This window comes from Xenophilus sp. (assembly GCF_044462705.1).
Lineage (GTDB): Bacteria > Pseudomonadota > Gammaproteobacteria > Burkholderiales > Burkholderiaceae_C > Xenophilus > Xenophilus azovorans.
In genome coordinates, this window is record NZ_JBIQNC010000089.1 from 1 (window position 1) to 12,117 (window position 12,117).

At 70.1% G+C, this 12,117-nt stretch carries 13 protein-coding genes; 7 read left to right on the forward strand and 6 right to left on the reverse strand.

All coding sequences use genetic code 11. The annotated features are described in order from the left end of the window. Positions 1-189: 189 nt before the first annotated feature. Entirely contained in the window at positions 190-720 is a 531-nt protein-coding gene (locus ACIY1X_RS14455) for a C40 family peptidase (protein ID WP_084216871.1), read from the reverse strand. Between the two features lie 147 nt (positions 721-867). On the opposite strand from ACIY1X_RS14455, the gene ACIY1X_RS14460 reads away from it, so the two are divergent. Both ACIY1X_RS14460 and ACIY1X_RS14465 read left to right on the forward strand, forming a co-directional pair. Further along, a complete protein-coding gene (locus tag ACIY1X_RS14460) occupies positions 868-1,290 on the forward strand; it encodes a CidA/LrgA family protein (protein ID WP_084216873.1) in 423 nt (140 codons plus the stop codon). Next, positions 1,287-1,982, forward strand: a complete 696-nt coding sequence (locus tag ACIY1X_RS14465; RefSeq protein WP_399681577.1) for an LrgB family protein — start codon at positions 1,287-1,289, stop codon at positions 1,980-1,982. The genes ACIY1X_RS14460 and ACIY1X_RS14465 overlap by 4 nt, the downstream gene beginning before the upstream one ends. Positions 1,983-2,015: 33 nt before the next feature. Here ACIY1X_RS14465 and ACIY1X_RS14470 read toward each other — a convergent pair whose 3' ends face one another. After that, a complete protein-coding gene (locus ACIY1X_RS14470; RefSeq protein WP_399681580.1) occupies positions 2,016-2,798 on the reverse strand; it encodes an IclR family transcriptional regulator in 783 nt (260 codons plus the stop codon). Between the two features lie 126 nt (positions 2,799-2,924). Here ACIY1X_RS14470 and ACIY1X_RS14475 point away from each other — a divergent pair, with 126 nt between their 5' ends. From ACIY1X_RS14475 to ACIY1X_RS14495, 5 genes are read left to right on the forward strand one after another with little or no spacing between them, the layout of a single operon-like run. After that, on the forward strand, positions 2,925-3,893 hold the full coding sequence (locus tag ACIY1X_RS14475) for a tripartite tricarboxylate transporter substrate-binding protein (RefSeq protein WP_399681583.1): 969 nt from the start codon (positions 2,925-2,927) through the stop codon (positions 3,891-3,893). Between the two features lie 60 nt (positions 3,894-3,953). Continuing rightward, entirely contained in the window at positions 3,954-5,174 is a 1,221-nt protein-coding gene (locus tag ACIY1X_RS14480; RefSeq protein ID WP_399681586.1) for an FAD-dependent monooxygenase, read from the forward strand. 19 nt (positions 5,175-5,193) lie between these two features. After that, a complete protein-coding gene (locus ACIY1X_RS14485) occupies positions 5,194-6,006 on the forward strand; it encodes an enoyl-CoA hydratase (protein ID WP_399681588.1) in 813 nt (270 codons plus the stop codon). A gap of 5 nt (positions 6,007-6,011) precedes the next feature. Further along, positions 6,012-6,926 (forward strand): alpha/beta hydrolase, encoded by a 915-nt coding sequence (locus ACIY1X_RS14490; protein ID WP_038203005.1) that lies wholly within the window; start codon positions 6,012-6,014, stop codon positions 6,924-6,926. Continuing rightward, positions 6,923-8,146: a CaiB/BaiF CoA-transferase family protein gene (locus tag ACIY1X_RS14495; protein ID WP_038203008.1), complete on the forward strand. Its 1,224-nt coding sequence runs from the start codon at positions 6,923-6,925 to the stop codon at positions 8,144-8,146. Before ACIY1X_RS14490 ends, ACIY1X_RS14495 begins: the two co-directional genes overlap by 4 nt. Here ACIY1X_RS14495 and ACIY1X_RS14500 read toward each other — a convergent pair. Genes ACIY1X_RS14500 through ACIY1X_RS14515 form a run of 4 tightly spaced genes read right to left on the reverse strand, consistent with a single transcriptional unit; the run spans position 8,143 to position 11,677 of the window. Continuing rightward, positions 8,143-9,570: a PLP-dependent aminotransferase family protein gene (locus ACIY1X_RS14500; RefSeq protein ID WP_399681589.1), complete on the reverse strand. Its 1,428-nt coding sequence runs from the start codon at positions 9,568-9,570 to the stop codon at positions 8,143-8,145. The genes ACIY1X_RS14495 and ACIY1X_RS14500 overlap by 4 nt on opposite strands. 18 nt (positions 9,571-9,588) lie before the next feature. Further along, positions 9,589-9,774, reverse strand: coding sequence for a DUF2970 domain-containing protein (locus ACIY1X_RS14505; RefSeq protein ID WP_399681591.1), 186 nt, complete (start codon positions 9,772-9,774; stop codon positions 9,589-9,591). Positions 9,775-9,800: 26 nt separating this feature from the next. After that, on the reverse strand, positions 9,801-11,075 hold the full coding sequence (locus ACIY1X_RS14510) for a c-type cytochrome (protein WP_399681593.1): 1,275 nt from the start codon (positions 11,073-11,075) through the stop codon (positions 9,801-9,803). Continuing rightward, positions 11,072-11,677, reverse strand: coding sequence for a c-type cytochrome (locus ACIY1X_RS14515; RefSeq protein ID WP_399681596.1), 606 nt, complete (start codon positions 11,675-11,677; stop codon positions 11,072-11,074). The genes ACIY1X_RS14510 and ACIY1X_RS14515 overlap by 4 nt, the downstream gene beginning before the upstream one ends. Positions 11,678-12,117: the final 440 nt, after the last annotated feature.

The following is a 12,117-nucleotide window of genomic DNA, read 5'->3' on the forward strand; positions in this document are numbered from 1 at the left end:
GCGGGCGACTACCTCAAGCAGCGCATCGCGGCGAACTTCGGCAAGAAGTATTGAGGTTTTTTCTCCCTCTCCCATTGGGAGAGGGCTGGGGTGAGGGCGAGGGCCTATCGTGGCGACGCAGCGCTTTCTACCGCCGCCGGCCCCTCACCCAGCCTCTCCCCAGAGGGGAGAGGAGCAAGGCGGGCGCGCTCAGGGCCGCCGCACTTCCAGCGGCTGCTTCGACCAGTAGATGCCGGCCAGTGTGTCCAGCCGCACCGTGCCGCCGGTGGAGGGCGCGTGCACGAAGCGGCCCTCGCCCACGTAGATGCCCGCGTGCGTGGGCCGGCCGCGGCCGAAGAGCACCAGGTCGCCGGTGCGGATCTCGTCGGCGCGTACCGGCTCGCCGAAGCTGCCGAGCTGCGCCACGGTGCGCGGCGGCGCCCGGCCGGCGCGGCTGCTGTAGACGTAGCCGATCAGCCCGCTGCAGTCGAAGCCGCCCTCGGGCGTGTTGCCGCCGTAGCGGTAGGGCGTGCCTACCAGGCCCAGCGCGTGGATGGCGATGTCGTCGGCCTGCGCGGACGTGAGCGGCGGGTAGACGGCGGCGCGCGGCACTGTCGGCCGGCGCGGCCCCGGCGCCGTGGAACAGGCGGCCAGCAGGCAGGCGCACAGCGCGAGCAGCAGCGCGGCGGGCCACGGCGTGCGGGCCGGGGCGGCGGAAGTCAGGCGATGGAATGGGCGCATGGCTTGCGGCGGCGGGCAGCGGGCGATGCCGCCGAGTCTAAGCGGGTCCGCGCGGCCGTATCAGATCGGCCCGATCCGGCGCGCGAAGTGCGTCGCATGCGGCTGCGCCGAACTGGCAAGCTGGGCAGGCGTGCACACTCCTTCCCCATGACCGAAACCCGCTCCCGACCTTCTCCGTTGCGCTGGCTCGCCGCCGCCGCCCAGTTCTGCCTCGGCGTCGCCATCCTGCTGCTGCTGCAGAAGGCCGGCGACGCGGCCGTCGCGCGCTTCGCGCTGCCGCTGCCGGGCGCGCTGGTGGGCATGCTGCTGCTGCTGGCGGCGCTCGTCGCGATGGGGCGCGTCCCCCGGCCCATCGCCCTGGCGGCCGGCGGTCTGCTCCGGCACATCATGCTGTTCCTCATGCCGGTGGTGGCCGGCGTGCTCGACCACCTGGACATGCTGCAGGGCCACTGGCTGCCGTTCATGGTGTCGTGCCTGCTCGGCACGGCGCTGACGCTGGTGGTGACGGCGGCGCTGCTGCAGCGGCTGCTGCACGGCCGCGCGGCCGCGTCCGGGGCGTCGGCGGGATGACGCCCGGCATCGCCAAGGTGCTGGCCTGGTCGGCGGCATCCGTCCTGGTCTATGCGCTCGCCCTGAAGATCTACCGCTGGCGCAACGCGCATCCCTTCCTGATCCCCGTGGCGACGGGCGCCGCGCTGATCATGGCGCTGCTCGCGCTGCTGGACGAGCCCTATCCGGTCTATGCGCAGTCCACCGGGCTGCTGCGCTCGCTGATCGGCCCGGCGACGGTGGCGCTGGCCGTGCCCATGTTCGTGCAGTTGCAGCGGCTGCGTTCCGTCTGGCGCGAGCTGTCGGCCACGCTGCTGGTCGGCGGCGCGGCGGCGATCGCCCTGGCCATGGGGCTGGCCTGGGTGCTGGGCGCGGACGCCTCGCTGGTGGCGTCGCTGGCGCCCAAGTCCGCGACCATGCCCATCGCCATGCCGGTGGCCGAGCGCTTCGGCGGGCAGGCGTCCATCACCGCGCTGGCGGTCGCCGTCACCGGCGTGGCCGGCGCCATCTTCTCGGAGCCGCTGCTGCGCTGGATGCGCATCCGGGACGACCGCGTCCGCGGCTTCGCCGCCGGCCTGACGGCGCATGCCATCGGCCTGGCGCGCGAGATGCAGACCAGCCCCGTCGCCGGCGGCTTCGCCGCGCTGGCGATGTGCCTGAACGGCGTCGCGACGGCGGTGATGGTGCCGGTCGTCTACCGCCTCCTCGCCTGAGCGTCCGGCCGGACACCCAGTGTTCGACCAATCTCAGACGTAGGACAGGTCGGCCACCATGGCCAACAAAGCCGGTCCGACCTCCCGTTCGAGTTGGCCGGGCTTGACGGCGTACGAGGCCAGCACGCAGTTGAAGACATACAACTCGCCGCCAGTGGCTGGGCGGTATGGGACACCGACCGTGGCCACATCAGGCCGGTATTCGCCATGCGAGTAGGCGAAGCCGTTGTCCTGGCAAAACGCCATCATCTCCTCGGCTGCCGCGCCCCACTTGAGCCAGTGGTCGGGCGTCTTCACACGAATCTCGTTGAGCAGCGTGGTGCGTTCCTCGGCCGTGCAAGCAGCCAAGTAGGCGCGGCCATTGGCAGTGGCAATGATCGGGTGGGACATGCCGATGTCCGAGTAGCGCTGTGCGCGCAGTGACCGGGATCGGCTGGTCTCGACGTACACAAGCTTCAGGCGCTCGCGCATGCATAGCGATACCGATCCGCCCAGGCGTTCGGCCAGTTCACGCATTTGGGGGCGCACCACCTGTCGCAGCGGGATGTTGGCCAGCAGTGGGTAAGAAAGGGTGAGCACGGCCGTGCCTAGCTGATACTTGCCGGAGGTGCGATCCACGCGCAGATAACCCAGCTCGGTGAGGGTATAGCTGAAGCGCGAGATCGTGGGCTTGGATAGGCCCGTGAGGTCCGCCAACTCGCGATTGCCCAGCACCGGGCGCTCGGGTGTAAAGCAGCGGAGTATCTCCAGTCCACGCGCCAGCGTGGTGGCGAACTGCCGGTCGCCGCCTCTCGATTCCACATCCATCTCACCCATCGACTTGCTCCATAGACGCACTTCGAATTCTTGTTCTGCATGTTAAAACAACATGCAGCATATCCAAACCCGAGACGTCGTTGATGCGCACCGGACCTAGCATCCGGGTCCCAAGGAGACAACGCCATGAAACGACTCATCACACGGCTGGCCGCCACAGCCCTGGTTGCGGCCACGGCTTTTTCGGCGAATGCCGATACCTATCCGAACAAGCCGATCCGGCTCATCGTGCCCTTCGGGCCAGGCGGCATCACAGACGTCATCGCTCGTCAGGCCGCCTTGGGCATGGCGGAGCGGCTGGGTCAGCAGGTCATCATCGAGAACAAGCCCAGCGCGGGCCACATCGTGGCCATGCAGACGGTAGCCCAGGCCACGCCTGACGGCTACACCATCTTGCTGGGCTCCAACACCGGATTCACGGTTGCGCCGCACCTCTACCAGAATCTGAGCTTCCAGATCGACAAACTGCAGCCGATCGCGCCGATCAACACGGCGCCCACGGTGCTACTGGCGCGGCCGGATTTCCCCGCCAACTCGATGACCGAGTTCGTGAAGTACGTCAAAGCCAACCCCGGACGGCTGAACTACGGCTCGTTCGGCATCGGCACCAGCGCGCACCTGGGCATGGAGATCTTCAAGAGCGATCTGGACCTGGACATCACGCACGTGCCCTACCGGGGCGATGCACCCGGCCTGCTGGCACTCAAGGCACGCGAAATCGAGGTGGCCTACATCACGCTGTTCTCGGCACAGTCGCGCATGCGCAGTGGCGAATTCAAGGCGCTGGGCGTACTACAGGACGCGCGGCTGGACAGTTTCCCCGACGTGCAGACCACGGTAGAGGCGGGCTCCAAGAACTCCGGCATGCCGGTGTGGATCGCCTTCTTCGCCCCGCCGGGTACACCCACGTCGGTCATGAAGAAACTGGAAGACGCTACGCGCGCGGCGACGACGGCCCCAGCGTTTGTGGATTTCCTGCGCAGCCGCGGGGCTGAGCCCTGGAACGTCTCCAACGCCCAGCTCATGAGCTTCATCAAGGATCAGCTCGACAAGTCCGGGCCCATCATCCAGGCGATCGGACTGCAACCGCAGTAAGCCACCGTCGCTCTCCCGAGGCGACCCGCCGGGCGGCCTCATAACTCTCGAAGGATAGATATGCGAGTCATAGTCGCAGGATGCGGCATTGGCGGGGCGGCGCTCGCCCTGGCGCTGCAGAAGTTCAATATCGAGCACGTGGTGCTGGAACAGGCCCCCCGGCTGGAGGAAGTTGGTGCCGGCGTACAGCTCAGCCCCAACGGGGTGGCCGTACTGCAGCACCTGGGCGTGCATGACGCGCTACGCACAGTGGCCTTCCAGCCGCGCGATCTCGTCTACCGCGACTGGAGGACTGGCGAGGCACTGATGCGCAACCCGCTCATGCCGCAGATCGAGCACCACTTCGGCGCACCTTACTACCATGCTCACCGCGCCGATCTGCTGGGCGTCATCACGCAGCGCCTGGAGCCTGCCAACCTCCGCCTGGGGAGTCGCATCGCCGACGTGTCGCAGGACGCGCAGGGTGTGCACGCCACGTTGACCGACGGCACCGTCGTTCACGGCGACATCCTGGTGGGAGCGGACGGCATCCACTCGCTGGTGCGCACACGCTTCTTCCAGGCCGACAAGCCTCAGGCCTCTGGCTGCGTGGCCTGGCGTGGCATCGTCGACGCGGATGCCGCGCGTCACCTGGGCATCGCGCCGAGCGCCCACCTCTGGCTCGGGCCCGAGCGCAGCGCCGTCATCTACTACGTCTCGGGCGGCACCAAGCTCAACTGGATCTGCATCGGCAGCTCTCCGGGCAACCGCCGCGAATCGTGGTCGGCCACGGCCACAGTCGAGGAGGTCCTCAAGGAGTACGACGGCTGGAATTCCGAGGTGACGCAGCTAATAGCGCTCACACGCAAACCTTTCGTCACCGCTCTCTACGACCGAGAACCTCTGCCCACGTGGGTCAACGGTCGCATCGCGCTACTGGGTGACTCCGCGCATGCCATGCTGCCCTACCACGCGCAGGGCGCAGTGCAGAGCATGGAAGACGCCTGGGTTCTCGCGCGCCTGCTCGAACGCTCCGGCGGCGACCTCGGCGCGGCCCTGCAGCGCTACCAGTCGCTGCGCATGGACCGCACGGCTCGCGTTCAGGCCCAGTCGCGCGTGGCCGAGAAGCGCTTCCACATGAGCGATCCGGACGAGGTCGCGCAGCGCAACACCAAATTCCGCAAGTACGACGCCCAGTACAGCGGAACCTTTCTGCCACAGCAGGAATGGCTGTTCGGCTACGACGCCGACCGCGCCGCGCTCGGCACCGACGATCAATGGCGCGCGCTGCGTGCCTGGTAAACCTGGGAGGGGAAGAACCATGACCACACCATCCGACTACGAGCTGATCGAATACCGCACCGGCGAAGGCGTGGCCCGACTCTCGCACAACCGCCCGCAGGCACGCAACGCCGAAAGCCAGGGACTACTGGAAGAACTGGATCACGCGCTGCAGCGCGCCGTACGCGACGAGTCTGTCAAGGTGATCGTGATCGACGGCAAGGGCGATCACTTTTCGGCCGGCCACGACCTGAAGGAGGCCGCGCTCAAGCGCAGCAACTTCACCGTCGAGCAACGCTGGGCGTTCGAGGAGCGCTACTACCTCGGCTACGCGATGAACATCCACGACTGCCCCAAACCTACCATTGCGCAGGTGAGTGGCGCCTGCATCGCCGGCGGCTTCATGGTCGCCAACATGTGTGACCTGATCGTCGCCTCCGACGACGCCTTCTTTTCTGACCCGGTGTGCCAGACGCTGGCTACCGCGGCCGTGGAAGTCATGATCCATCCGTGGGTGATGGGGGCGCGCAAAGCCAAGGAATTTCTCTACCTGGGGGGACGCATGTCGGCGCAGGAGGCTCTCGCCATCGGCATGGTCAATCGCGTCGTTCCACGCGCCGAAGTGCAAGCAGAAGTCGATCGCATGGCCGCGCGCATCGCGCAGTGCGACCCGTTCGCGCTCCGGCTGGTCAAGCGCTCTATCAATCGCGGGCTGGACATGCAGGGCCTGCGCAGCGCCATCGACGCTCACTTCGACACGCACCAGCTAAGCCACCTCTCCGAAGGCTTTCAGCGGCAGCGCACCGAAGGCCTGGGCCAGGCCATTCAGGCCGCCGCGCGCTCCAGTCTATGAATTCCATGAACGCGCAGCTTCAGGAGGTGCGCGCGGCCCTGGGCCAGCTCTACGCTGGTTGGGGGGCCGATACCACCATCGAGCAGATCCGCCGCGACTGGAATGCCTTCTTCGCTGAGCCACGCCCACCGGCAACGGTCACGGCCGTTGATGCCGACGGCGTGCCGGCCTTCTGGATCGAGGCGCCTGGCGCCACGCGCGAGGCGGTCATCCTCTTTCTCCATGGCGGCGGATACCAGATCGGCTCGCACATTTCGCATCACAACCTGATGGCCCGGTTGTCGGCGCACTCAGGCTGCGCGGTGCTGGGCGTGGACTATCGCCTGGCGCCCGAGCACCGCCAGCCGGCAGCCCTGGAGGACGCCGCCACCGCCTATGCGTGGTTGTGCGCGCAGGGACTCGCGCCCGGTCGCATCGCGCTGTGCGGAGATTCCGCCGGCGGCGCGCTGGCCGTGCTGCTGATGACCCAACTGCGCAATGCCAGCCAAGCGTTGCCCCGCGCAGCCGCGCTGATGTCGCCCTGGGTCGATCTGCAGGCCGGTGGCGCCAGCTACGAGGCGAACGCGGCCACTGATCCAGTTACCCAGCGCGCCACGATCCTGCGCATGGCACGCACCTACCTCGGCCGGTCGGGACAGCCCGAAGCCCCCGAGGTTTCACCGCTGCACGCCGCGCTGGACGGGCTGCCGCCGCTGCTGATCCAGGCAGGCCGCGCCGAGGTTCCGCTGGACGACGCTCATGCCTTGGCTGAACGCGCCAACGCGGCCGGCGTGCAGACCCGCTTGAGCCTGTGGGACGACATGCCTCATGCCTTCCAACTCTTCACTGGTCGCCTGGAAGCGGCCGACGCGGCCATCGACGAAGCGGCGCGCTACCTCTCGCAAGCCCTTGGCGGCGTCCCTCATCGACACTACGAATGAAACAAGCACTTGAACACATCAAGGTTCTGGACCTCACGCGCGTGCTGGCCGGCCCCTGGGCCACGCAGATTCTGGCCGACATGGGCGCACACGTCGTCAAGGTCGAACGCCCGGGCGCCGGCGACGACCTGCGCGCCTGGGGCCCGCCCTTCCTCAAGGACGCGGAGGGCCGGGACACGCGCGACGCCGCCTACTTCCTGAGTGCCAATCGAGGCAAGAAATCGTTGACGCTGGACATCTCCACCCCGCGCGGCCAGGAGATCGTGCGCCAGTTGGCTGCCGGCTGCGATGTGCTCGTGGAGAACTACAAGGTCGGCACGCTCGCGCGCTACGGACTGGACTACGAGTCGCTGCGCCGTGACAACCCGCGTCTGGTCTACTGCTCCGTCACCGGATTCGGCCAAAGCGGCCCGTACGCGCCACTGCCCGGCTACGACTACATCTTCCAGGGCATGGGCGGGCTCATGAGCATCACCGGCATGCCCGATGGCGAACCCGGCGGAGGTCCGCTCAAGACCGGCATCCCGATCACTGACGTTGTCACCGGCATCTACGCCAGCACGGCGATCCTGGGCGCGCTCGAGCACCGCAACATCAGCGGCAAGGGCCAACACATCGACATCGCGTTGCTGGACTGCCTGGTCAACGTCACTGGTTGCGCTGTGATGAACTATTTCCTCTCGGGCCAAGTACCTCAGCGGCTGGGCAACGGCCACTCCAACATGGTTCCCTATCAGGTGTTCCGCTGCAAGCAGGGCGACGTGATCATCGCGGTCGGCAACGACACACAGTTCGCGGCATTCGCTTCGCTCATCGGCCTGCCTGAGCTGGCCACCGACAGCCGCTTCAGCATATCGGCGCAGCGCAGCCGAAACCGCGAGGTGCTTGTGCCGCTGATTGCCGAGGCCATGCTCGCCCGCACCATGCAGGAGTGGGTGCCGCTGCTGGAGGCGGCCAACGTTCCCTGCGGGCCAATCAACGACCTGGAGGCAGTCTTCGAGGACCCGCAGGTGCGGCATCGCGGCCTGAAGCTCTCGCTGCCGCACGGCGCGGGCGTGCAGGCACCGGGCGTGGCCAATCCGATCCGCTACTCGGGCACACCGATCGTCTATGGCCAGGCCGCGCCCCGCCTGGGCGAGCATACCGACGAGGTCCTGCGCGCCGAGCTGGGCCTGACGTCCGAGGCGATAGAGCGACTGCGCGATGAGGGCGTGGTCTAGAGCATCGCGCCGGCCAGCCGCCCGAGCATGCGCAGCGCCGGGTCGATGCGGGCATCGCCCGGGTGGCCGGCGTTCAGCCGCAGGTGGTGGGTGAAGCGCCGGTCGGCCGAGAACAGCACGCCGGGCGCGGTGCTGATGCCGGCCGCCATGGCCCGGTGGTGCAGTTCGAGCGCGTCGATGCCGCGCGGCAGTTCGAGCCAGAGGAAGTAGCCGCCCTCGGGCAGCGTGACGCGCGTGCCGGCCGGGAAGTAGCGCTCGACCAGGCGCCGGGTGCGCTGCTGCTCGGCGGCGAGCGCCGCGCGCAGCCGGCGCAGGTGGCGGTCGTAGCTGCCCTGGGCCAGGTACTCGGCGATGGCGAGCTGGGGCGGCAGCGAGGTGGCCAGCGAGGTCATCGTCTTCAGCCGCAGCACCTGCGGGGCATGGCGCCCGGCGGCCGCCCATCCGACCCGGTAGCCCGGCGCCAGGCACTTGGAGAAGGAGCCGCAGTGCAGCACCAGGCCGGCCTGGTCGAAGGCCTTGGCCGGCGGCGGGCGGCGCACGTCCGCGTACAGCTCGCCGTACACGTCGTCCTCGATCAGCGGCACGCCGTGGCGCGCCAGCAGCTCGACCAGGGCCCGCTTGCGCGCGGCGGGCATGAGCGCGCCCAGCGGGTTCTGCAGGTTGGGCATGAACCAGCAGGCCGCCACCCTGTGCTGCGTCAGCAGGCGCGCCAGGTCGTCGAGCACCACGCCCTCCTGCGGGTCGGTGGCGACCTCGACGGCGCGCAGCCCCAGGCGTTCGAGCGCCTGCAGGCTGGCGTAGAAGGTGGGCGACTCCACCACCACGATGTCGCCGGGCCGCGTGACGGCTTGCAGGCACAGGTTCAGCGCCTCCATCGCGCCGTTGGTGACCACCAGCTCGTCGCCCGCCAGGGGCACGCCCTGCAGCGCGTAGCGCCGGCGCAGCGCCTGGCGCAGCCCCTCGTCGCCCGCGGCCAGGGCGGTGGTGATCTGCTCGGGCCGCAGCCTGCGCATGGCCCGGGTGCCGGCGCGGGCGAGTTCGTCCAGCGGGAACAGGCCCGGTGCCGGGAAGGCGGAGCCCAGTGGCACCACCGCCGGGTCGCGCGTGGACTCCAGGATGTCGAAGACCAGTGCGCTGACGGCCACCTCGGTGGCCTCCGGCCGGGGCACCGCGGTCAGCGGCGCGGCGCGCAGCGGGCGTTTGTGCGCGCGCACGTAGTAGCCCGAGCGCGGCCTGGCCTCGATGATCCCGCGCGCCTCCAGCAGCCGGTAGGCCTGGAAGACGGTCGACGGGCTCACGCCCCGCCGCTGGCAGGTCTGGCGCACCGACGGAAGCCGGTCGCCCGCCTTGAGCAGCCCTTCGCGCACGGCCTGGGCCATGTCGTCGGCGAGCTGTTCGTAGCGGGTGGGGGTACCGTCGGCCATCGGTTGGCCTGTCGGCGCTCAGCCGGCGACCAGCCGCACGACGAAGATCAGCCCGCCGATCAGCCCGAGCACCAGCAGGAAGGCCAGCAGCAGGATGACCGGCAGGCTGCCGCTGTCGACGCGCTGGTCGGCGTCGGCGCGGCGGCCGCCCAGGCCGATGGCGGCCCACAGCACGGCCCGCAGGGATCTGAGGAATCGGCTCATGTGTCGTCTCTCCGTCGGGGTGCGCCTCAGCGCTGCATGGCCTGGCGCGGCGTGATCTCCGCGCCGGTGTTGCCCCAGCTTGCGCGCACGTAGCTGAGCACGGCGGCGATGTCGTCGTCGTTCAGCACGTGGCCGAAGGGCGGCATGCCGTAGGGGCGCGGGTTGCCTTCGGTGGCGGGCGCGTAGCCGCCGCGGCGCACCATCTGCACCAGGTTGGCAGGGTTGTCGAGGTTCACCGCGCGGTTGCCGGCCAGCGGCGGGAAGGCGCCCGGCTCGCCTTCGCCCTGGTCGCCGTGGCACCAGGCGCACTGCTGGGCGTAGATCCGCTCGCCGCGCAGCAGCAGCGCCTCGTTGCGCCGCGGGGGCGCGGCCGGCGCCGGCGCGGTCGCCTGGGGCAGGGCCTGCAGGTAGGTCGCCATCGCGCGCAGGTCGGCGTCGTTCAGGTGCTGGGTGCTGGCATACACCACCTCGGCCATCGGGCCGGAGACGGCGGCGCGCGCCGTGGCGCCGGTCCGCAGCAGCGTCACGACCTCCTCGGCGGGCCATCCGGCCACGCCGGCCTCGTGGGCGGCGTCCAGCGCGGGGGCGTACCAGTTCTCGCCGGGCAGCATGCCGCCGACCAGGCCGCGCGCCGTGTCGGTGGCGCCCAGCGCGTTGCGGCTGCCGTGGCAGGCGATGCAGTGGCCCAGGCCGCCGACCAGGTAGGCGCCGCGGTTCCACTCGGCCGACTGCGCCGGCTGGGGCGTGAAGGTGCCCGGCCGGAAGAACAGGGCGCGCCACACCGCCAGCGCGGCCTGCGTGTCGTAGGGGAAGCGCAGCGTGTGCGCCCGGTTGGCCTGCGCCACGGGGGGCAGGCTGCGCAGCCAGGCGAAGAGGGCGTCCGAGTCCTCGCGCGAGATCTGCGTGAAGCTGGTGTACGGGAAGGCGGGGTACAGCAGCCGCCCGTCGCGCGAGCGGCCGTTGTGCATGGCGCGCCAGAAGTGGTCGGCGTTCCAGCGGCCGATGCCGGTGGCGTCGTCGGGCGTGAGGTTGCCGGCGAAGATGGTGCCGAAGGGCGTCTGGATGCCGCGGCCGCCGGCGTAGGCCGCGCCGCCGCGCGCCGTGTGGCAGCCGGCGCAGTTGCCGGCCAGGGCGAGGTAGCGTCCGCGCTCGATCTGGCCCGGCGTGGCCGCGAAGGGCCCGGCGTGGTCGTCCACCGGGTCTTCGCCGCGCAGGTTGAGCATGACGACCGCGCCGACCAGCAGGGCCAGCAGCATCGCCAGCGCCAGCAGCGCGCGCACGAGAAGGCGCCGGCCGGTCATGGGTGGGCTCCCATCGCGCTGCACGCCACCGACACGCCGGCGGGCAGCGCGGCGGCCGGCTTCGCATCGGCCGGCACCGGCTGCGCGGCCAGCCAGCCGGCCACGGCGCGGATGTCCTCGTTGTTCAGCTTGCGGCCCACCTCGGCCATGCAGTCGGGCGCCGGCGCGCGCCGGTCGCCCGTGACCCACGAGCCCAACTGCGAGGCGATGTACAGGCGCGGCAGGCCCAGCAGGCCGGGGATGCCCGGCTGCACGCCGGCGAGCGCCTGGCCGTGGCAGCTCGCGCAGGCCGGGATGCCGCGGGCGGCGTCGCCCTCGAACACCATCGCCTTGCCGCGCGCGAGCTGCGCCGCGGGCAGGTCGGAGGGGGCGGGAGGCGGGTAGGGCAGGTCGAGCGCGGCGAAGTACTCGGCCATCTCGCGCAGGTAGGCGTCCGACAGGTTCGCCAGCAGGTGGCTCATGTCGGCCTGCTGGCGCCGCCCGTCGCGGAAGCTGCGCAGTTGCTCGTACAGGTAGCCGGCCGGCTTGCCCGCCAGGCGCGGGAAGTAGCCGGAGTTGGTGGCCTGCCCCTCGCGCCCGTGGCAGGTGATGCAGGCGGCCATGCGGCGCTCCATGTCGCTGCCGACCGGCGAAGCGGGCTGGGCGCCGGCGGCACCGGCCAGCGCGAGGGAGGCCAGCCACCATCCGAGCGCCCCCAGGGCCAGGCTGCGCCTGGCCCGCCCCCCGAGGGGGGCAAGAAAACTTGGGGCGGCCCGGCGTTTTCTTGAGAGGCCGGAAATCATCATGGTGAGCCGATTGTCGCGGAGCAATCCGCGAACGACCGGATCAGTTGGTCCATGCCGCAGCAGCAAACTGAGACTTGCACGGCGGTGCCGGCGCTCGGCCGGCGGCCTTCAGGCATGTGCCCCGCGCGTGTCCCAGAAGCCGCGGTGCGTGTCGACCATCTCGCCGGCCAGCGCGGCCACCGGGCCGACCACCTGCACCGGCCGCTGGCCGCGCGCGAACACCTCGCGGCAGGGCAGGCTGAGGGTGGGGTTCTCGG

Coding starts and splice junctions, on each gene's coding strand:
- ACIY1X_RS14490 (WP_038203005.1), top strand. CDS start 6,012: ATGAACGCGCAGCTTCAGGAGGTGCGCGCGGCCCTGGGCCAGCTCTAC.
- ACIY1X_RS14505 (WP_399681591.1), bottom strand. CDS start 9,774: ATGAGCCGATTCCTCAGATCCCTGCGGGCCGTGCTGTGGGCCGCCATC.
- ACIY1X_RS14455 (WP_084216871.1), bottom strand. CDS start 720: ATGCGCCCATTCCATCGCCTGACTTCCGCCGCCCCGGCCCGCACGCCG.
- ACIY1X_RS14515 (WP_399681596.1), bottom strand. CDS start 11,677: ATGGCCGCCTGCATCACCTGCCACGGGCGCGAGGGGCAGGCCACCAAC.
- ACIY1X_RS14480 (WP_399681586.1), top strand. CDS start 3,954: ATGCGAGTCATAGTCGCAGGATGCGGCATTGGCGGGGCGGCGCTCGCC.
- ACIY1X_RS14470 (WP_399681580.1), bottom strand. CDS start 2,798: ATGGGTGAGATGGATGTGGAATCGAGAGGCGGCGACCGGCAGTTCGCC.
- ACIY1X_RS14510 (WP_399681593.1), bottom strand. CDS start 11,075: ATGACCGGCCGGCGCCTTCTCGTGCGCGCGCTGCTGGCGCTGGCGATG.
- ACIY1X_RS14460 (WP_084216873.1), top strand. CDS start 868: ATGACCGAAACCCGCTCCCGACCTTCTCCGTTGCGCTGGCTCGCCGCC.
- ACIY1X_RS14485 (WP_399681588.1), top strand. CDS start 5,194: ATGACCACACCATCCGACTACGAGCTGATCGAATACCGCACCGGCGAA.
- ACIY1X_RS14495 (WP_038203008.1), top strand. CDS start 6,923: ATGAAACAAGCACTTGAACACATCAAGGTTCTGGACCTCACGCGCGTG.
- ACIY1X_RS14500 (WP_399681589.1), bottom strand. CDS start 9,570: ATGGCCGACGGTACCCCCACCCGCTACGAACAGCTCGCCGACGACATG.
- ACIY1X_RS14475 (WP_399681583.1), top strand. CDS start 2,925: ATGAAACGACTCATCACACGGCTGGCCGCCACAGCCCTGGTTGCGGCC.
- ACIY1X_RS14465 (WP_399681577.1), top strand. CDS start 1,287: ATGACGCCCGGCATCGCCAAGGTGCTGGCCTGGTCGGCGGCATCCGTC.